The 21,592-nt window shown below is 31.3% G+C and carries 15 protein-coding genes and 3 pseudogenes; 13 read left to right on the top strand and 5 right to left on the bottom strand.

What is annotated here, in order from left to right; genetic code table 11:
* Nucleotides 1–123 precede the first annotated feature (123 nt).
* The 4 genes from xthA (at nucleotide 124) to rrtA (ending at nucleotide 6,165) form a co-directional block, all read left to right on the top strand.
* On the top strand, nucleotides 124–945 hold the full coding sequence (gene xthA, locus O1U_RS03865) for an exodeoxyribonuclease III (protein WP_016504084.1): 822 nt from the start codon (nucleotides 124–126) through the stop codon (nucleotides 943–945).
* 150 nt (nucleotides 946–1,095) lie between these two features.
* Nucleotides 1,096–5,028 (top strand): ATP-dependent RNA helicase HrpA, encoded by a 3,933-nt coding sequence (gene hrpA / locus O1U_RS03860; RefSeq protein ID WP_016504083.1) that lies wholly within the window; start codon nucleotides 1,096–1,098, stop codon nucleotides 5,026–5,028.
* Between the two features lie 15 nt (nucleotides 5,029–5,043).
* Nucleotides 5,044–5,550 (top strand): outer membrane beta-barrel protein, encoded by a 507-nt coding sequence (locus tag O1U_RS03855; protein WP_016504082.1) that lies wholly within the window; start codon nucleotides 5,044–5,046, stop codon nucleotides 5,548–5,550.
* Between the two features lie 75 nt (nucleotides 5,551–5,625).
* Nucleotides 5,626–6,165: a rhombosortase gene (gene rrtA / locus O1U_RS03850; protein WP_241761348.1), complete on the top strand. Its 540-nt coding sequence runs from the start codon at nucleotides 5,626–5,628 to the stop codon at nucleotides 6,163–6,165.
* A 25-nt stretch (nucleotides 6,166–6,190) separates the two neighbouring features.
* Here rrtA and sohB read toward each other — a convergent pair whose 3' ends face one another.
* Nucleotides 6,191–7,252 (bottom strand): protease SohB, encoded by a 1,062-nt coding sequence (sohB, locus tag O1U_RS03845; RefSeq protein ID WP_016504080.1) that lies wholly within the window; start codon nucleotides 7,250–7,252, stop codon nucleotides 6,191–6,193.
* Between the two features lie 94 nt (nucleotides 7,253–7,346).
* On the opposite strand from sohB, the gene O1U_RS03840 reads away from it, so the two are divergent.
* A complete protein-coding gene (locus O1U_RS03840) occupies nucleotides 7,347–8,117 on the top strand; it encodes a YciK family oxidoreductase (protein ID WP_051348150.1) in 771 nt (256 codons plus the stop codon).
* 14 nt (nucleotides 8,118–8,131) lie between these two features.
* Here O1U_RS03840 and panC read toward each other — a convergent pair whose 3' ends face one another.
* The 4 genes and pseudogenes from panC to acnB form a co-directional block, all read right to left on the bottom strand.
* Nucleotides 8,132–8,986, bottom strand: a complete 855-nt coding sequence (panC, locus tag O1U_RS03835; RefSeq protein ID WP_016504078.1) for a pantoate--beta-alanine ligase — start codon at nucleotides 8,984–8,986, stop codon at nucleotides 8,132–8,134.
* Nucleotides 8,987–9,085: 99 nt separating this feature from the next.
* Complete coding sequence (folK, locus tag O1U_RS03830; RefSeq protein ID WP_016504077.1) at nucleotides 9,086–9,583, bottom strand: 2-amino-4-hydroxy-6-hydroxymethyldihydropteridine diphosphokinase; 498 nt, start codon at nucleotides 9,581–9,583, stop codon at nucleotides 9,086–9,088.
* 75 nt (nucleotides 9,584–9,658) lie between these two features.
* Nucleotides 9,659–10,921: pseudogene (gene pcnB, locus O1U_RS03825) on the bottom strand (polynucleotide adenylyltransferase PcnB); the annotation flags it as partial.
* A gap of 43 nt (nucleotides 10,922–10,964) precedes the next feature.
* Complete coding sequence (gene acnB, locus O1U_RS03820) at nucleotides 10,965–13,562, bottom strand: bifunctional aconitate hydratase 2/2-methylisocitrate dehydratase (protein WP_034411656.1); 2,598 nt, start codon at nucleotides 13,560–13,562, stop codon at nucleotides 10,965–10,967.
* A 318-nt stretch (nucleotides 13,563–13,880) separates the two neighbouring features.
* Between acnB and O1U_RS03815 the strand changes: the two genes are divergently transcribed.
* The 8 genes and pseudogenes from O1U_RS03815 to O1U_RS03780 all read left to right on the top strand — a co-directional run bounded on the left by O1U_RS03815 (nucleotide 13,881) and on the right by O1U_RS03780 (nucleotide 21,510).
* Complete coding sequence (locus tag O1U_RS03815) at nucleotides 13,881–15,005, top strand: 4-phosphoerythronate dehydrogenase (protein WP_016504074.1); 1,125 nt, start codon at nucleotides 13,881–13,883, stop codon at nucleotides 15,003–15,005.
* Nucleotides 15,006–15,602: 597 nt separating this feature from the next.
* The gene (locus O1U_RS03810; protein WP_040356570.1) at nucleotides 15,603–16,985 is read left to right on the top strand and encodes a FimV/HubP family polar landmark protein; all 1,383 of its coding nucleotides are present in this window, start codon (nucleotides 15,603–15,605) and stop codon (nucleotides 16,983–16,985) included.
* Nucleotides 16,986–17,161: 176 nt separating this feature from the next.
* Nucleotides 17,162–17,374, top strand: coding sequence for a FimV/HubP family polar landmark protein (locus O1U_RS03805; RefSeq protein ID WP_040356568.1), 213 nt, complete (start codon nucleotides 17,162–17,164; stop codon nucleotides 17,372–17,374).
* A gap of 62 nt (nucleotides 17,375–17,436) precedes the next feature.
* Nucleotides 17,437–18,231 carry a tRNA pseudouridine(38-40) synthase TruA gene (gene truA / locus O1U_RS03800; RefSeq protein ID WP_040356618.1) on the top strand — a complete coding sequence of 265 codons (795 nt, stop codon included), beginning with the start codon at nucleotides 17,437–17,439 and terminating at the stop codon, nucleotides 18,229–18,231.
* Between the two features lie 21 nt (nucleotides 18,232–18,252).
* Nucleotides 18,253–19,092, top strand: a pseudogene (accD, locus tag O1U_RS03795) (acetyl-CoA carboxylase, carboxyltransferase subunit beta); the annotation flags it as partial.
* Nucleotides 19,093–19,155: 63 nt separating this feature from the next.
* Nucleotides 19,156–20,436: a bifunctional tetrahydrofolate synthase/dihydrofolate synthase gene (folC, locus tag O1U_RS03790; RefSeq protein WP_016504071.1), complete on the top strand. Its 1,281-nt coding sequence runs from the start codon at nucleotides 19,156–19,158 to the stop codon at nucleotides 20,434–20,436.
* Nucleotides 20,426–20,975: pseudogene (locus O1U_RS03785) on the top strand (SPOR domain-containing protein). Before folC ends, O1U_RS03785 begins: the two are co-directional and overlap by 11 nt.
* Nucleotides 20,976–21,042: 67 nt before the next feature.
* Nucleotides 21,043–21,510, top strand: a complete 468-nt coding sequence (locus O1U_RS03780) for a CvpA family protein (protein ID WP_016504069.1) — start codon at nucleotides 21,043–21,045, stop codon at nucleotides 21,508–21,510.
* The last annotated feature ends 82 nt before the right edge of the window (nucleotides 21,511–21,592 follow it).

Genomic DNA, 21,592 nt, shown 5'->3' with positions numbered 1-21,592 from the left:
AAAATGAATATTTATTTAACTTTACTACTGGTTGTAAAAAATATTTCTAATTTAAATAATACAGACATATTAAATTTATTGTGCATCTATATATTAAAAATTTTAATTAAGGGATTAAATATGATGAAAATTGTCAGCTTTAATATCAATGGATTGAGAGCTAGATTTCATGAGCTGCAAGCGATTATTGATAAACATCAACCAGATATTATTGGACTGCAGGAAATTAAAGTAGATAATCAAGCCTTTCCTAAAAATGATATTGAATCCATGGGATATACAGTTTGTTTTCATGGGCAAAAAGGTCATTATGGTGTTGCTACTTTATCTAAAAGTCAACCCATATCAGTTCGGAAAGGATTTCCTACTGATAGTAAAGAACATCAAAAACGCATGATTATAGCAACCTTTAAAAATTCTAAAAATAGGGAAATAACCATTTTAAATGGTTATTTCCCTCAGGGAGATAATATCGCAAACATAATTAAATATTCTTATAAACGTAAGTTTTTTGAAGATTTGATGAGCTACTTGAATGTTTATCATAACAATGAAGAATCCTTGATTATTTTAGGAGATATTAATATCAGTTATATGGATGTTGATATTGGTATTGGTGAAAAAAATCGTAAACGTTGGTTAAAGACTGGTAAATGTTCATTTCAACCAGAAGAACGAGAGTGGTTCAAAACAGTTTTAAATTGGGGATTCGAGGATACATTTCGTAAATTATACCCTGAAGAGACAGGCAAATATTCTTGGTTTGATTATCGCTCTCATGGTTTTGATGAAAATAGAGGATTACGCATAGATGCAATTTTAGCTACTTCTTCATTAGCGATAAAATGTATTGATTCTGGAATTGATTATGAGATTAGGGGTATTAATAAGCCATCTGATCATGCACCGATTTGGTCCACGTTTCAGTTAGAAAATCTTACTTAGATATTTATTACTTTATTCTGAATGGGAGCTTAGCCAGTGTAATTGAGTGTAATAATAACATACTAAATTAGAGTTAGGTTAATTCCAGTGTTTAACATATTATTTCTGTTATTGATAACTATATTTTAAATCTATTTATTTCTAAAGAAGATGGTAGGGAAAGTGCTAGATATAGATGCAAAAGGTTTATTACGCAATGTATTGTCTCAGTGTATGCTATGTGATCGGCTTGATTTAATTAACCGTATTAGTGATGCAAGCAAAATCAGACAAAAGACATTACGTAATAAAGTATTAAATAAAATAGCTCTTGATATTTCTCTGTCAAATATTAAAGCTGAACGAAGAACTGGAATAAATTTAACGATAAATTACCCAGCAATATTACCAGTTAGTCAAAAAAAAAATGATATTGCAAAAGCAATTAAATCAAATCAGGTGGTTATTATCTCAGGTGAACCTGGTTCTGGTAAAACGACCCAATTGCCTAAAATCTTTCTAGAATTAGGTTATGGGAAATTTGGTTCAATTGCTCATACTCAACCACGTCGTATAGCAGCTCAATCAGTAGCAAAGCGAATTTCAGAAGAAATGGGAACTAAACTTGGTGAAGCTGTTGGTTATAAAGTTCGATTTAGCGAAAAAATTTCTCAATATACTTTAGTTAAATTAATGACGGATGGTATGTTTTTAGCTGAAATTCAACATGATCGGTTTTTAAATCAATATGATGCTGTGATCATTGATGAAGCACATGAACGAAGTTTAAATATTGATTTTATTCTTGGTTATTTAAAAAAACTGATCCTAACCCGTTCTGAATTAAGAATAATTGTCACCTCAGCAACTATTGATGTAGAGCGATTTTCTGCGTATTTTAGTAATGCGCCAATTATTGAAGTATCAGGTTCAACTTATCCTGTAGAAATAGAGTATCGTCCACTTTGTACTAATAATAACGTCGAAAATAAACAACTGGAATCAATTTGTGAAATTGTAGAGGAGATTTGTAATAGTCAAAAGAAAGGCGATATCCTTATTTTTCTAAGTGGTGAACGTGAAATTCATGATACTGCTAATGCGCTTGCTCGGCGTAATTTAGATAACATTAAGATTTTATCTTTATATGCACGTTTATCTATAAATGAACAAAGTAATGTTTTTCGATTATATCAATGTCGTCGCATTGTATTAGCTACTAATATTGCCGAAACATCTTTAACTGTACCAGGGATCAAGTACGTAATTGATCCAGGTACAGCGCGGGTAAGACGCTATAGTTATCGCAGAAAAATTCATCGTCTACATGTTGAATTAATATCTCAGTCTAGTGCAAATCAGCGAAAAGGTCGTTGCGGGCGTATTGAAAATGGAATTTGCATTCGTTTGTATTCTGAGGAAAATTTTAAGTTACGTTCAAAGTTTAATACTCCTGAAATTTTACGTAGTAGTTTAGCATCGGTTATTCTCCGCATGGTCGCATTAGATCTTGGAAATATTCAAGAATTTCCATTTATTGAACTTCCAGATAAGCGGAATATTCGAGATGGTATTCAATTACTTGAAGAGCTTGGTGCAATTAAATCGAAAAACAGTTCTAATAAATGGAATAATAGTAATGTAGAAATACTTCTTACTTCAGTCGGTCATCAATTACTCAAGTTGCCAATCGAACTGCGTTTAGCTCGTATAATGTTAGAGGCTGCAAAGAATGCATGTTTAAAAGAAGTAATGATTATTGTCTCTGCATTATCCACTCAAGATCCCCGTGAATATCCTTTAGATCAAAAAAAATTATCTGAAGTTAAGCATAGTCGATTCCTTCATAAGGATTCCGATTTTTTAGTTTTTATAAATTTGTGGAAGTACATTCAGAAGCAAAAAAAATTATTAACTAACACTCAATTTCGTCAGCAATGTAAACAAAACTTTATTAATTATTCTCTTGTTCAAGAGTGGCAAAATATATACTTAAAACTTCAGCAGATTATGATTAAGTTAAATTTCAAACTAAATGATGAAGTAAGTAGTTATTCTAATATACATCGTTCTATTTTGGTTGGATTTTTATCATATATTGGTATTAGGGATAGAAGTAAAAATGAATATCAAGGTGTTAGAAAAATAAGATTTTCTATTTTTCCAGCATCTTCCATATTTAAGAGACAACCTAAATGGGTTGTCTCTGCTGAATTGTTTGAAACATCAAAACTTTGGGGACGTATAGTTGCTAAAATTCAGCCTAAATGGATTATAGAAATTGCAAAACATCTAGTTAGGCGTAGTTATAGTGAACCGTATTGGTCAAAAGAAGGCGAAGTTGCTATGGCCTATGAGAAAGTAGTGCTTTATGGGTTAACAATTCTATCTAGAAATCCAGTTGATTATAGTGCTATAGATTTATCGTTGAGTCGTGAGATTTTTTTACGTAATGCACTTGTAGATGGTAATTGGAAAGCTGAGCATACATTCTTAAAACAAAATTTGAAACTTCGACAAGAAATAGAAGCGCTTGAACATAAATTACGTCGTCGTGATATTTTACTTAGTGATGCACAGTTATTTAAATTTTATGATCAACGAGTAGCAAAAGAAGTTGTTTCTGGTCGTCACTTTAGTGATTGGTGGAAAAAAACAATTAAAAATAATAGTGAGTTACTCCAGTTTAAAAAGCAAATGTTGTTTAGAAATGATAGAAGCGACTTTATTGCTTCTGATTATCCTAATGTTTGGCATCAAAATGATTTAAGTTTTAAATTAAGTTATAAATTTAATCCGGGTGAAGATGATGATGGTATTACGGTAAATATACCGCTATTTATTCTTAATCAAGTCAAATCAGAAGGTTTTGATTGGCAAATTCCAGGTTTTAGGCGCGAGCTAATATCAAGCTTAATTAAAACACTACCTAAGCATTTACGTCAAAATCTTTTTCCAATATCAAACTATATCGATGACTTTTTAGTTCGAGTAATACCAGGGCAGCATACAATACTTGAAGCTTTAGAAAGAGATTTAAAATGTATCGGTATTCAGGTATCACATCACGATTGGAATTTTAAAAAAATACCAGAATATTTGAAAATAAAATTTTGCGTTTTAGATGATAAAAACATCAGATTAAAAGTAAGTAAAGATCTTTGTAATTTAAAAGAAAATTTAACAGGAGAAATTCAAAACCTTTTATCTAAGGTGTTTATGAATAATTTTCAGAAAAAAAAACTTTATACTTGGAATTTTAATACATTTCCAACAGTTTTTCAAAAAAAGCATTCAGATTTTATAGTGAAAGCCTATCCTGCATTGGTAGATAACCAAGATAGTGTTGAAATTAGGTTATTTGAAACACAAAAAAAACAGTCTTTAGTAATGAAATCTGGTCAACTTCGTTTGATTTTACTAACTTTATCTACTTTACTTAAAAAGCATAGCGTGAATCTACCGAATAAATTTAAATTAGGTATATACTTTAGATCTTATGGAGAGGTTTTTTATATTGTTGATGATTGTATCAATTGTACAATTAATAAACTGGTTGAAGAAAAGGGTGGTTTAGTTTGGAATGCTTTAGATTTCCAATCAATTATCAATTACATTAGAATTAAGTCAAGCGATACATTTATTTTTATTGCTGAGCAAGCTGAAAGCATTCTTGGATGTGTTTTTAGTATTAATGAAACATTGAAAAAAGATTCTAACTTTATTAATTCACTCGCTTTTTTAGATATTAAAAATCAATTAGATGGTTTAATCTTCAATGGTTTTTTAACAAAACATGGTTGGCGTAAGTTACCTGATATTTTACGTTATGTTCAAGCAATTAAAGTCCGAATAGAAAAATTAAAAATTAATCCAGAAAAGGACAATTTTTACATGAGTAAGCTAGAACTACTTACTAAGGAACATAAAAAAACATTAAACAGTATATCGAGTAGTATAGATATTTCCGATAACCTTAAAAAAGTACGCTGGATGCTCGAAGAATTACGTGTCAGTTATTTCGCGCAACATCTAGGAACAGCTTCCTCAGTATCAGAGAAAAAAGTTAGGAAAGCAATAGATTTATATTTAAAATTTAAGTAGATATTCGAGGTATTTATGAAAAAAATATTAGCATTAACATTAACATCGGCAGTTCTATCTACATCATCAGCTTTTGCAGATTCTTGGATTTATGGAGGAATTGGAGTTGGTCAAGCTTTTGTTGAAGATCGCAATGCAAACACACTTCATCTTTCTCAGAAAGGTCCAATATATGAGGCCTATGTTGGTACTGGAATTCTTCCTTTTTTTGGGGTAGAAGGGGGTTATATTCAACATGGTAAAGTTACCTTAATAAATAATGTTAAAGAAAAAATCTATTCGACGTATGTAGCGCTTAGACCAAGTCTAAATTTTGGCCCTGTACAAGTGTTTGCAAAGGGCGGTCTTCATTCTTGGAAACAAGGAGATTCTATGTCTCGTGATTTAATGTATGGTATTGGAGTAGAGTATCGTGTTAGAGAAACTCCTATTTCATTTGGTTGTCAATACATGGAATATACATTTGGCAAGAATACTATTATGAGTAATCTAGCACTAACTACGTCTTTTAACATTTTTTAATGGTTTACATTTAATATTTTTGTGCACAAAAGTTCTTCTTTTTTTCTATTATTTTTTGGTATTTTATGTTTAGGATTGCAATTTGAGTCATTACACTCTGTTTTTATTTGGAATCGCTCTCATATTTTCTTTGGCCAATGGTGGAGGATTTTAACCGGACATTTTATTCATAGCAACTATTTTCATCTAGGGATGAACCTGCTTGGTTTATTGGTAATCCATAGACTCTTTAAAGAAGAATTTAGTTCATTATTTGTTAGTTCATTATTTGTTTTAGTATTTCTAATGTCCATAGCCATTGGCATTTGTTTGATTTTTTTTACTAGTATGACTACCTATTTTGGTCTTTCTGGTCTTTTGCACGGATTATTTGGATATTTTTCGTTAAAAAAAACTTTTAGGAATTGTTTGGAGGGATTGTTTTTAGTTTCTTTTTCAGTTATTAAAGGAATTTTAGAGTATATTTATGGTGCTTCTGAATTAATTAGTCGGATTATTGGTGCTCATATAGCTGTTGAAGCGCACCTTTTAGGTTTGAGTTTAGGCTTGATTTTTTCTTCAATTGAATTTTTTGCTAAAAACAAGCACCTATCCATATCCAAAGAAAAAGAATGAAATGAGGTGCTTAAACTTAAATTAATTATATCATAGGGTTTTGTTTTCGGTTTATTAATTGAGTTAAGACACTATTCACTAGTTTTCCTGTTATATTAGCAAGCTTATCTGTAAACCTTTTTTTCTTCGTAAACTGTATTAGTAATACAGTTTTATTTTTGCAAGCATTAGTTACTAAATCATCAGATGTTTGTATTTCATCAACTAAGCCTAACTCTTTTGCTTGTATTCCAAACCAATGTTCTCCAGTAGCCACTTTTTCTAAATCTAATTCAGGGCGATTCTTATGGATAAATTTTTTAAATAGAACGTGCATTTCTTCTAGTTCTTCTTTAAGTTTTTTACGTGCTTTTTCATTATTTTTCCCAAACATTGTTAGTGTACGTTTATATTCACCAGCAGTTAATTCTTCAAATTCAATATTATGCTTTTTGAGAAGTTTATTAAAATTTGGTAATTGAGCAATTACACCAATAGAACCTACAATAGAAAATGGTGCTGAAACAATTTTATCTGCAATGCAAGCCATCATATAACCGCCGCTTGCTGCCACTTTATCTACTGAGATTGTTAAAGGTAGACCAAAAGATTTAATTCGATTTAGTTGAGAAGATGCTAAACCGTATCCTGGTATAGTTCCTCCATTAGTTTCTAATTTCAGTAATACTTCGTCACCTTTTTGTGCTACAGCTAAAATAGCTGTTACTTCTTCTCGTAACGAATCAACTTCCTTAGCATCAATACTCCCATTAAAATCAAGTACAAATAAATGAGCTTCATGTTTTAAATCAAAACACCTTTCTTTAGTATTTTGTTTTATTTTTTTCTTGAGTAATTTAGCTTGTTCTTTTTCTTTTTGCTTATTTACTTTATTTCGAGTTTTTATAAATATTTCATCATGAAGATGGGATTCTAGTTGCTCGATAGTTTGTTTATATTGTTCGGTTAGGTCAGTAATTTCTAATTCCCCTTTCATTATATTTTTTTTGTTATTCATTCCCTTAATTATAAGCAAAATAGTAAAAATTATGACAGCGATAGTTATGATTTTAGTTAAGAATAAGCTATAGTTTAATAGAAATTCCAATGTTTTATCCTCAATTTTGGCTAGTTGAATCGTATTGTAACCGCCTTAATACGTAAACTTAAAGTAAAACCTAAAAATAATTTAAATGTTAATAATGAATTACTCTATATCTGTAAATGCACTTAAAGATAAAGTAATTTTGGTTACTGGTGCTGGTGATGGAATTGGTAAACAGGCTGCTCTTAGTTTTGCAAAACATGGAGCTTCTGTCATTTTGCTTGGTCGCACTCTTACAAAATTAAAAAAAACTTATAATGAAATAAAGTTGTTAGGCAAGACCAGAATTATACTGTTTCCATTAGATATGAAAGAAGCATCTAAACAGAATTATCTTGATATAATTAAAATAACTAAGAAAAAATTTGGTCGTTTAGATGGTCTTCTAAATAATGCAAGTGTGCTTGGAAAATTAGGGCCATTTTTAGACATAACCGAAAATATTTATGATGAGGTTATGAAAATCAATGTTAAATCTCAATTATTACTGACACAAGCGGCTTTACCTTTGCTTTATAAATCTACCGATGCAAGTATTATTTTTACATCTTCAAGTGTAGGTTGTAAGGGACGTGCCTTTTGGGGTTCCTATTCAATATCAAAATTTGCTACAGAAGGTATGATGCAAATTTTAGCAGATGAATTAAGTAATACTACAATCCGCGTAAATGCAATAAATCCTGGTAGAATTCGTACTAAAATGCGTGCAAAAGCATTTCCTTTAGAAGATCCTGAATTATTAAAAAAACCAAAGAATATTATGTCATTATACTTATATTTAATGTCCAATCAAAGTAAACAAATAAATGGACAATGTATTGAAGCCCAATCAAATAAGCATTTCTTCAATATGATTCAGGAATCATAGTTACTTTATAAAGTCTAGTTCAATAAATTAACTATTTGATTGTCAATTAATCGGATTCTCCCTAAAAAAGCAGACATTAATATTACAGCTTTAGTAGTCTGCTTTGTTATTGTTTGAAATGTGGTTGCATCACAGATGAAAATTTCAGTTGGTTTCAAACCATTTGCTTGTAATTTAGTGTTCGCATTTTTAATTATAGAATGATAGTCGTTACGACCATTACGTATAAGAGTAGCAATCCAGCGCATTGTATTAGCTAACACTGGTGCACATTGAGTTTGGGTTTCAGTAAGTAAACAATTGCGTGAACTTATTGCTAAACCATTTGCTTCGCGCACTGTTGGTATGCTAATAATTCTAATATCCATAGAAAGGTCAGTAGTCATTTTTTGAATAATTGCTAATTGTTGAAAGTCTTTTTGTCCAAAGCAAGCAATATCGGGTTGAACAATGTTAAATAATTTGTTTACAACGGTAGTAACACCAAGAAAATGACCAGGACGTAAAGCACCTTCCAATATATCACTTATACCAGGTACTTTTACAAAGGTGTGTTTATCTATTCCAGATGGATAAATAGTATGTAATGTTGGGGTAAATACTAGATTAACTTTTTCACTATTAAGTTTCTTTAAATCATCTTCTAATGTACGAGGGTAATTCTTAAAATCATCTGTTCGTTCGAATTGCATAGGATTGACAAAAATGCTAACAATAACTATATCTGCATGCTTGCGACCATTTCGGATAAGTTCAAAGTGAGCTCGATGTATATTCCCCATTGTAGGCACTAATGCGATGCTACGATTTTGATATTTTAATTGTTTGATAACCTTGCGAAATTTGTAGATATCTGTATACACTTCCATATTTTTAGTATCCGTATTATTAATTTTTTTAAGAATTGAACAGTATAAAATATAAGGATAAGTCGTCAGAAAAAGTAATTTTTTAAATAGGATTTATTATTATATTTTTATAATTGATAAATATTTGAGTCGTGTTGAATCGAGGTTTTTCAGTAAACTCTTTAGCTTAATTCCATCAGGGAGTTGTAGGTTTGGTGCTATTTCTATAATTGGATAAAGGACAAATTCACGTTCTTTCATTCCATAATGTGGAATGGTTAAGTGTTTAGAATTAATTACATCATTCCCAAAAAGAATGATATCTAAATCAAGTGTTCTTGGTTGCCAACGTTCCATATTTTTACGAACACGTCCATAATGTTGTTCAATTTTTTTTGTACAATCTAATAGTTCAAATGGTGTTAATTTAGTATCTATAGCAATAGCAGCATTAACGTAATTTGGTTGATTATTACTCCCCATTGGACTACTATTATATAGCATAGATGCGTTTAGAAATTTTGATTTTGGTAGGTTTTTTAATGTTTCTATAGCATTATTTACTTGATTTATTGGTTTAGAAAGATTACTACCTATAGAAATATATGCAATAGACATTGTTTCTCCTTTAACCTTTGAAAAGTTATTCACTGATGTGTAGAATTTGAAATATAATTCTCAAAAATGAGAAATCATACTTTCCTGAATATTACTACCAGCATTTTGGAATATTAACCACCACTTAGATAGTTCTTCTATTTCTTTTCCCTCAATAACACCACGCATTTCCAAAAAATCGAAGCTAGCCCGGAATTTGTTTAATTCCATTAAACGAAACGCCTGGTTACCACGCCGCCTAGGTAGACAAAGTTGTAATTGCCAGATTTCACGAATTGTTTCTGTATGGCGTCGAGGAATAGCGATGGTTTTTGCTTGTTCATGTAAAATCACATTACCTGCTTCTATTATCGCATCATAATAAGCTAATTTATTTTTTTTTGCCAATTCATCAGCAAGAATATTAAGAGGATACCACAATATAGCAACAAACATAAAAGCAGGATTTATACGTTTCCCAGCTTCAATACGAAGGTCAGTAGAGTTGAGAACTAAACTAAGCATTTTTTCTGTATAGGAAGAATAATCTTTAGTAAAATAGCTAGATGTTATTGGAAATAATTGTTGAAATAAATTATATTGACGCATTAAGTGATACGTTTTTAACCCATATCCAGACTGAAGAAGTTTTAATGATTCTTCATATAAACGAGCTGCAGGAACTTCTTTGAGTAAATAACTTAGCTCTTGTATCGGTTGTGCAGTATCTTTTTCAATATGAAAGTTTAGTTTTACTGAAAAACGAATAGCACGCAAAATACGAACAGGATCTTCACGATAACGGATTTTAGGGTTACCAATTAAACGAATTACCTTATTTTTCAGATCTGAAATACCACCAAAATAATCATGAATGCTATAATCCTTGATATTATAATACATAGCATTAATAGTGAAATCACGGCGTTCTACATCTTCATGGATTTTTCCATAGACATTATCTCGCAATAATATTCCTTTTTTTGATTGCATAGATATATTTTTTTTTAAGTTCTTATGATGTCCTCGAAAAGTAGCTACTTCGATAATCTCTCGACCAAATATAATATGAGCTAAACGAAAACGTCGACCAATTAAACGACAATTTTTAAAAAGATGTTTGACCTGTTCAGGAGTTGCATTAGTAGTAATATCAAAGTCCTTTGGTTTTTTTTTAAGTAATAAATCTCGTACACTACCACCAACGAGATATACTTCAAAACCTGCATTTAGAAGGCGTTGTAATACTTTTAATGCATTGCGGTTAATTTCTTTTTGAGAAATATTATGATTTGTATGCGTAATGATTTTTAGTGTAAATACAGGGTGATTATTTTGTTTATAGTGCTTTTTAGTCATATATCTGGTAATTTTTGGAAATTATTTGAATTAAACATAGTAATTAGATTTTTTCTTGAAAAATAATTTTATCAGATTTGTTTTTATAAGTTCTCATTCTGTGAAAATTTAAGTAACGATAAGTATCAGATGCAGTTGCATCAATTTGGTTCATATATTTTTGATATTCTTTCTTAGTTGGAATGTATCCAAGAATTGCTGAAATGGCTGCAAGTTCAGCAGAGGCTAAGTATACATTCGCACCTTTTCCAAGACGGTTTGGAAAGTTCCGTGTTGAAGTAGACACCACTGTTGCATTATCAGCTACACGGGCTTGATTTCCCATACATAATGAACATCCTGGAGTTTCTATTCTCGCACCAGAGTGGCCAAAAATTCCATAATAACCCTCTTCTATTAATTGATCTCTATCCATCTTTGTTGGTGGTGCAACCCATAAGCGGGTATTTAACTGGGCATTAAATTTTTCTAGTAATTTCCCTGCTGCACGAAAATGTCCAATATTAGTCATGCAAGAACCAATAAATACTTCATTAATTTTTATGCCTTGAACATCAGATAACAGTCGAGCATCGTCAGGGTCATTTGGTACACAAAGAATAGGCTCATAAATCTCAGATAAATTGATTTCAATGGTATATGCATACTGAGCATTATTATCAGCAGTCATCAGTTTTGGTTTATCCAACCATTTTTGCATTGCAATAGCACGACGTTCTAAGGTACGACGATCAGCATAATTTTCTGAGATCATCCATTTTATCATTACTATATTAGAATGTAGATACTCCTGAACAGATTTTCGAGATAATTGAATTGTACAACCTGCACATGAACGCTCAGCAGAAGCATCAGAAAGCTCAAACGCTTGTTCAACAGATAAATGCTCCAGACCTTCTATCTCCAATATACGTCCAGAAAATTGATTAATTTTTCCTGTTTTTGTTACAGTGAGAAGTCCTTCTTTAATAGCATAGTATGGAATAGAATGTACTAAATCACGTAATGTAATTCCTGGTTGCATTTCCCCTTGAAAACGTACTCTAATAGATTCAGGCATATCAAGTGGCATTACACCAGTTGCAGCTGCAAATGCAACCAAACCTGAACCGGCAGGAAAAGAAATTCCTAGTGGAAAACGAGTATGTGAATCACCCCCTGTACCTACAGTATCAGGTAAAAGCATTCGATTTAACCAAGAATGAATCACTCCATCTCCTGGGCGCAAAGAAACACCAGCACGATTCATAATAAAATCTGGTAATGTATGATGTGTTTCTAAGTCTACTGGTTTTGGATAAGCTGAAGTATGACAAAAAGACTGCATAACAAGGTCTGAAGAAAAACCGAGACAAGCAAGATCTTTTAATTCATCACGAGTCATAGGGCCGGTAGTATCTTGAGAACCTACTGTTGTCATTTTAGGTTCACAGTAAGTACCTGGATAAATACCATCTACATTACATGCTTTTCCAACTATTTTTTGAGCAAGGGTATAACCTTTTCTTATATTTTCTGACTTGACAGGATAATGAAATATTTCTGAAGCTTTCATTCTAAGGGCTTGACGTGCTTTATTAGTTAAACTACGACCAATAATTAATGGGATGCGTCCTCCCGCACGTACCTCATCAATGAGTGTATCTGTTTTTAGATGAAAATTTGTTAGTAATCTATTACTAATATGGTCATAGATTTTACCTTCAAATGGATAAATATCAATTATATCACCCATGTTTAGTTTATTCACATCAAGTTCAATTGGCAATGCACCAGAGTCTTTCATTGTATTAAAAAATATTGGTGCTATTTTTCCAGCAAATACATAACCTCCTGAACGCTTATTCGGTATATTTGGAATATCATTTCCCATAAACCACAATATTGAGTTAGTTGCAGATTTACGTGATGAACCAGTACCGACAACATCACCTACATAAACTAGTTGATAACCTTTTTTTTTTAATAAGTTAATTTGTTTAATAGGACCAATAACACCTTCTTGATCTGGTTTAATTCCTTCACGGCTATTTTTTAGCATAGATAATGCATGAAGAGGTATATCAGGACGCGACCAAGCATCTTGAGCTGGTGATAAATCATCAGTATTTGTTTCTCCTGATACCTTAAATATAGTGAGGGTAACTTTTTTTTGTAATTTAGGTTTGGATAGGAACCATTCTGCATTAGCCCAAGAGTGTAAAATTTTCTGTGCAAATTTGTTTCCTGATTTTGCTTTTTCTTCTATGTCATAGAAAGCATCAAATATAAGTATCGTTTGAGATAATTCTTTAGCAGCAATAGGTGCTAGAGTATTATGTTCTAACAAACTAATTAATGGCTGAATATTATAACCACCTTGCATTGTGCCTAGAAGCTTAGCTGCTTTTGATTTGCTTATAATTGGAGAACTAACTTCACCTTTTATGATAGCTGAAAGAAAGGCAGCTTTAACATAGGCAGCTTCATCTACACCTGGAGGAACTCTATTTTCTAATAAATCAAGAATGAATTCCTCTTCACCATGAGGGGGATTTTTTAATAGTGTAATGAGTGCATCAACTTGTTTGGCATCTAAAGGTTTAGGTACTATTCCTTGTTTAGCACGAGACTCAACATGTTTTCGATAGGTTTTGAGTATAAGTGTATTTCTCATTGCACTTTCTCCCTTATAGTTAAAACTGATAAATTAGATATTTTGAAATAAATTTGTTTTTTATATATCCTCTTCTAGTTTGATGCTAGCAACAATTGACAAGAAAGAAAACTAAGAGATAAAGCATAGCAAACTAAACTTAATAACTCACCAAAGAAATAATTATAAACAAAAAATATTCGTTAATCTAATTAGTTACGATGATAAGTTGACCTTGTAGATTTTGTTATTTTTTCGATATTGTTGCAATTACTTCCTATGTGATATGATTTTAATTAAAGAATATCAAGTAAAAAAGATATTATGAAAATCCTCATTGATGAAGGAATGCCTTATGCTAGACAATTATTTAGTCAGTTAGGTGAAGTGATTTTAAAACCGGGAAGAAGCTTAACTGCAGAGGACCTGGTGGATATTGATGCATTAATGATTCGTTCTATTACTAAAGTTGATAAAGTATTGCTAAAAAAAATCAATAAATTAAAGTTTATTGGAACTGCAACTTCAGGTGTAGATCATGTAGATCAACAGTTACTTAAGGAGAAAGGAATATTTTTTACTGCTGCATTTGGTTGTAATAAAGTAGGTGTTGCAGAGTATGTTTTTAATCTTTTAATGTTTTTATCGCAACAGTATGGTTTTTCTATTTTTGATAAGACAATAGGTATTGTTGGTGCAGGTCGAATTGGTTCGTATTTGGCTCATTCATTAGATAGCATTGCTGTTAAGATTTTGATGAATGATCCAATAAAACAAGAACAAGGTGATCAACGTAGATTAGTTATGCTTGAAGAGCTTTTAGAACGCTCTGATATAATCACGCTGCATATACCAATAACTGTAGGTGGAAAATATCCAACATATCATTTGATTAATGATGTAATACTTAGTAAATTTCGTAGTGATCAAATATTGATTAATACAGCAAGAGGAGCAATTATTGATAATTCTGCTTTAAAAAAAAGACTACTAAGAAAAGATGGTTTTATTGCTGCGCTTGATGTTTTTGAGTTTGAACCATATATTGATGAGCAATTATTGTCTTTATTGGCATTTGCTACTCCTCATATTGCTGGTTATACTCTAGAAGGAAGTGCTCGAGGTACTAGCATGATTTTTAATAGATTTGCTAAGTTTCTTGATAGAAATTTTCATGTAGAATCTCATGAGTTATTATCAGGTTCTCCTGTATCAAGGATTCGATTGAATACTTCTTGGAACGAAATAATATTGCATAATTTAACTCAGTTTGTTTGTAATATGCATCAAGCTGATCTATTATTCCGTAGAGAGTTTTGTAGAACAGTTTCATTTGATGAGATGCGTAAGAAATATTTAGATAGGCGGGAGTATAGTTCAGTTAGTATAACCGGTAGTATTGGATGTAATTTGCAACCATTAGCTGATTTGGGCTTCCAAGTTAAGTAAATTTAATATCAGAATGAGAGTTTAAATTTAGTTTTAGTACTTTTGTTAAGAATTTTTTATTTAGTTTTTTTTAAGCAAATAAAGGCAATCTTTTTCTAAAAAAAGATATATTTAGAATTTAGAAATAGTTTAAGGTTTTTCAAAAAATCGAAACAAATAAGTTATATTTAAATGCATGATGAGTAGTGGTTTTTCTTCATCATGTTTCTCAAATGCAATATTCCTTTTCTTTATTCCATGAATATACATAAGAGTCTTTGGTTAGTTTCATTAATGCGTAATAAATTGTCTTATATGTGAGTATAATCATCTTTAATATAAAACTGTTTATTTTAGAGCTTTCAGTTTTTATAATCGTGGTAAGTTTTAGCATGTTAGAATATATCCATTTATAACGGTTTAACTGGTTATAATTATCCTTGGAGATATAATAGTAATGAATGCCACTCAAATAGTTGAAACTAATAGTAATTCTTCGACTTTTTTAAACTCTAAATCTAAACTCGTAAGTTCTTTTGTGAATTTCATAATCTTGTATTTTTAATACGAGAATCTCATTTCATTTTTTTATTAAGCAAATGGTTTTTGGACTTACATATGTGTCAACTTTTAAAGCATGTTCTATTGCTCTTAGCTTTCATAGATATCATCTATATCTCCACAGTTCATTCGAAGAGCATCAATATTACAGGTCCTGATAATGAAGCAGAATCTTATTCTCATTCGAGTGCCAGTTTCAGTCAATCTATATTTTATGGTCCAACGACTGAATTAGATACTTTATGGAGCATAGCAACTAAAGTTCGTCCTTCTTCTAATGTAACTATTCAACAAACTGTATTGGCTCTTTACCAGCTAAACCCTGATATGTTTGAAAATAGAAATATTCATAAGTTACGCTTTGGTAGTACTATTCGAATCCCTTCATTAGAACAAATTCGTGATGTGTCAAATCAAGAAGCAACTAGAATTATCGCATTGCATAAAGAAATACATAAAAATTATGTTAAGTCATTAAGAATCACACCTAAAATTAATAGTACTATAAAAGATATACCTCGCGATATTGTATTCAATAATGCTGAAGAAAAGAAAGTAGATATTCCTTATGAGGAAGAAGAAAAAAGGGAGGTTAAAGAAAAGATACCAATTAATCTTTTTCAATTACAAGGTAGCTTTTTGTCCTTAGAGGAAAAGAATCATCAGATGGGTTTGATAGTAAGCGACCTTCAAGATGAAATAAATCTACTAAAGCACGAGTTGAGTGAAAAATTAGAAACATTATTGCATGAAAAATATAACAATTTTATTGAAAGTGGGGGAAAATCAAAGTTATCCCTCTATGAATTATTTCCTAATATTTGGTTTTTAGTAGCTTTGGCTACTATTCCTGGATTATCCATTGGGTTAATAACAATTGCATTTATAAATCGTAATTTGAAGAAGAAAAAGGAAATATCAGAAGAACAATATATAGGGAATATAAGCAAAGATAGTTCGATAGATGATAATATGAATGATGAACAGTTGGAGGTAAGGAAAATTTCTAATAAATCTAAAGAAGAAAACAATTTTAAAAATGAAGAAGAATCAAAGCTGGAATTAGAAGAAGAACCAAAGATAAATCCAGAAGAAGAATCAAAGCTAGAATTAGAAGAAGAACCAAAGATAAATCCAGAAGAAGAATCAAAGCTAGAATTAGAAGAAGAACCAAAGATAAATCCAGAAGAAGAATCAAAGCTGGAATTAGAAGAAGAACCAAAGATAAATCCAGAAGAAGAATCAAAGCTGGAATTAGAAGAAGAACCAAAGATAAATCCAGAAGAAGAATCAAAGCTAGAATTAGAAGAACGAAAACACACATTATCTAATTCTATTAATCTTAATAATTCAAACACCAATTCTATACTTAATGAATTCGGCATATTAGAAGATCAGCAAGATGATGTATTGCAAGATATTCCTGATGATGAAAAATAGTTTGGGATGATAAAAATCAACTGAAACAGGGGGTTATTTCTAAAGAAAATTGGGATGAACAAGAACAATTAAGCAGTTTTAATCCTCAACATAAATATCAAACTATTGATGAGTTAATAGCTGAGGTTGATAGCAAAGAAAAAGAAGGAAAAGAGTTTAATGAAAATATCGATGAATTGTCTAATATTATTGATGATATTGCTCTTAAAGACTCTTCTGTAGATGAAGAAGCAGTAGATAATTTAAATTTAGCAAAAATGTATATCGAAATGAATGATATTTATGGAGCAATAAAATTATTAGAAAAGGTTATAGTTGATGGAACAGACGAAATTCGTAGAGAAGCTAAACTGCTGATTGATTCTCTACAAAAGCAAAGTAATAGTTGATTTGTCTGAATAAATAATCTTGTTATTCTATTGGGATTGTGTTTTTTAGAGTTAGTAAAATGATGAGAATTGCATTAGGTATTGAATATGATGGTACTAGATATTTTGGCTGGCAGTATCAAAAAAATTTGATAAGCATTCAAGAAATTCTTGAAAAATCTTTAAGTATTATTGCTAATCATTCAGTTAAAGTACAATGTGCAGGACGTACAGATTCTGGGGTTCATGCTACTGGTCAAGTAGTTCATTTTGACACTGTAGCAAGCAGAAAAATGTCAGCATGGACAATAGGAGCAAATATGAATATGCCTTGTGATATAGCAGTTTGTTGGGCTAAGAAAGTTCCTAGTGATTTTCATGCACGTTTTACAGCTACTGCTCGACGTTACCGTTATATTATTTATAATAATATTCTTCGACATGGAATCTTATCATTAGGTATTTCTCATTATTATAATATACTTGATGAAAAAAAAATGCATCAAGCTGCTCAATACTTATTAGGTGAAAATAACTTTAATTCTTTTAGAGCGGGTAATTGCCAATCAAGGAGCCCATGGCGTAATGTTATACACGCAAATGTGACGAGACATGGTTATTATGTTGTTATTGATATTAAGGCTAATGCTTTTTTATATCGTATGGTAAGAAATATTGTAGGCAGTTTGATTGCAGTTGGTACTGGGAAAGAAAATCCCAATTGGATCAAGTGGTTATTAGAACAAAAACAACGAAAATTATCTGGTATTACTGCAAAAGCTGAAGGACTTTATCTTGTTAGTGTGGAGTATCCGTCATGTTTTTTTCTTCCTAAAATGCCAATTGGTCCATTATTTTTCTCAGATGAGCTAGACTAAAAGATAAGGTTAAGGTTTTTCATGAGTTGGCTTGAAAAAATTTTAGAAAAAAGTAATCTCGTTCGTTCTCGTAAATCTTCTATTCCTGAAGGAGTATGGACTAAATGTGTATCTTGTGAACAGGTATTATATTATGAAGATTTAAGACGAAATTTAGAAGTATGTCCTAAGTGTAATCATCATATGCGTATCAAAGCTCGTCATCGTTTAAATACTTTCTTAGATGACTCTAATTGCGTAGAGTTAGCCCATGAATTTGAACCAGAAGACAAGTTAAAATTTAGAGATTCAAAACGCTACAAAGATCGCATTATAGCTGCTCAAAAGCTTAGTGGTGAAAAAGATGCATTGATTGTTATGAAAGGTGAGTTATTAGGTATTCCTTTAGTTGCTTGTGCCTTTGAGTTTGCTTTTATGGGTGGTTCAATGGGTTCTGTTGTTGGAGCTCGATTTGTTCGTGCCGTTGAAACTGCAATAAATATGCGTTGTTCATTGGTTTGTTTCTCTGCTAGTGGTGGTGCTCGTATGCAAGAGGCTTTAATATCTCTTATGCAAATGGCAAAAACTTCTGCTGCACTCCATCGTCTTTCTAAAAAAGGTTTACCTTTTATTTCCATTATGACAGATCCTACAATGGGTGGTGTATCTGCAAGTTTAGCAATGTTAGGTGACATTAATATTGCTGAGCCTAATGCACTGATTGGTTTTGCTGGTCGTCGTGTTATTGAACAAACCGTTCGTGAAGATTTACCAGAGGGGTTTCAGCGTAGTGAATTTCTTTTAGAGCATGGAACTGTTGATATGATTATTGACCGTCGTGAAATGCGTCAACGAGTTGCAGGTTTAATTGCAAAAATGACTGAATAAATACGTATCACTGATAGTCATTTAATTAATAGTGTTTATATGTTAGTTATAACTTGAATGAATCAAATTTCCCCCAGTAAAAAAGGCACATCCTCTCTTTCAGTTTGGCTAGATTATTTAGCTAAGATCCACAGCACTGCTATAGACCTTGGGCTTGAACGTATTGGTTTCTTAGCTAGAAAATTGAATATTGTAAAACCAGCTAAAAAAGTTATTACAGTTTCTGGAACAAATGGTAAAGGATCTACTTGTGCATTTATGGAGGCTGTCTTACTTGATGCAGGTTATTCTGTTGGTGTATATAGTTCACCGCATTTAATTCGTTATAATGAACGTGTCCGTATTAATGGTCAAGATCTTCCCGATGAAAAATATATTGAATCATTTGATTTTATTGAAAAAAGACGTCATGGTGTTAGTTTAAGTTTTTTTGAATACACTACGCTTTCAGCATTATACTTATTTCAAAATGCAAATCTTGATATAGTATTACTTGAAGTAGGTCTTGGTGGTCGATTGGATGCTACAAATATAGTAGAACATGATGTATCTGTTATCACAAGTTTAGCTATTGAACATACTGATTGGTTAGGGAGTAACATAAATACTATAGGTTTTGAAAAAGCAGGTATTTTTCGTTCTGGAAAACCAGCTATTTGCGGCCAATTAAATCCTCCTTTAACGGTTGTCGACTATGCTAATGAAATTAAAGCTAATTTTCAGCAAATAGGAGTTCATTACAGATACACTATTGCTAGAAAGCAAACTTGGAACTGGACAAGTGATGCATATAGCATTAATGGACTACCTATGCCAAAGTTACCACTACAAAATGTGGCAACTGGTTTGATGGCTTTAAGTCTTTCTGAGTTAGATTTCAATAAATCAAATATTCTCAACGCACTTTACAATGCGAAATTGCTAGGAAGAATGCAACTTCTCAGTTCTAATCCTACTATTCTATTAGATGTAGCACATAATCCTCATGCCGCAGAATACTTATCTAAGTGGATTCAAAAATCTTATTCAAGTTGTCAAATTCATATAGTTGTTGCAATGTTACGTGATAAAGATATTAAAGGGACATTAGATATGTTGAAATTTTCTAAACAAAAATGGTATCCTGCTTCTTTGACCACTGAACGAGCCGCATTTGTAGATGAATTATGTCTACATTTGCCTAACTTTGAGGGTAAATATTCTAATCCTACAGAAGCTTTTAAAGCTGCATTTAGGTCGGTTAAGATTAAGGATATGATATTGGTTCTCGGTTCATTTTATACTGTAGGTGAAATTTTGCGGTATTGGTATAGTAAAGGAGGTCAGAATGGGAAGTAAATTTCAAAATCGATTAGTAGGAACGATAGTTTTAGTGTCTATTACCGTGATTGTCCTTCCTGATCTATTAGATGGAGAAAAAATTCGTTATGAAGATCCAATTGAAAGTATACCTATTAGGTCTTGGCATGAAGATGATGTTAGAATGAAATTGAAAATTCTAGAACCTATTAAAGAGCAGGTAATGCTTCCTAATTCTCCAGTAACAGAAATTCAAGGAAAGTTCATTTCTCCAAATAATCCAACACAAGAAAACCCTTTATCAGTAATTGTAAATTCCAATCCTCATAAAAATAAGTATGAAAATAGTGCTTGGATTATTCAATTAATGGCATTAAAAAACTTTAATAGTGCAGATAATGTTGTTCAAGATTTAAAACAACGTGGTTACCAAGCTCATATAAAAAAGAAAATTCATTTGCAAGAGTCATAATTGGACCTGATATTTCGAAAAAAAATTAGAGCGGCAGTTAGTTGAGTTAGAAGAAATCACTGGTTCGAAAGGACATTTAATTCAGTTTAATCCATTAAATCCATAAGAATATGTTTGTTTTAAAGCTTTTTCTGTTAGAATATTTCTTAACTTGATTTCAAGTTTAAGAAATTATGAATGGATTAGATATTATTATTTTAAGTATAGTTAGTTTATCTTCTTTAATAAGTTTATTTCGTGGCTTTTTAAAGGAAGCACTATCATTAATTGTTTGGCTTGGCAGTTTTTTCGTTGCCGTCAGGTATTATATAGAGTTTTCTGTATACTTTGCTAATATTGAGGTTAATCTTTTACGCAGCGGTGTAGCTGCAGTAGTGCTTTTTATTACAACACTGTTCGTTGGGGCAATTTTTAGCCGTTTAGTTTGTCATTTAATTCAGAAAACAAGTTTATCTGGCACCGACCGAGTTTTTGGTATGATATTTGGTACTTTTCGTGGAGTACTAATAATTTCAGCTGGTTTGTTTTTTATAGGAACCTTTACCTCTGCTAGCACAACAACATGGTGGAAAACTTCTAAATTGATACCTAAGTTTAATCTAATTAACGAATCGTTATCGGAATATTTAGAAGAAATTTAAAGCTTTGTTATCTAGGTACTCAGCTTCATTGATATCAGTTCAATGGGCTTATAGCTTACCTTTCTAAATGATTGAGGGTTGC

Source organism: Candidatus Photodesmus katoptron Akat1 (assembly GCF_000478685.1).
Classification (GTDB): domain Bacteria; phylum Pseudomonadota; class Gammaproteobacteria; order Enterobacterales; family Vibrionaceae; genus Vibrio; species Vibrio anomalopis.
This window is presented reverse-complemented; position numbering and strand designations above follow the sequence as displayed.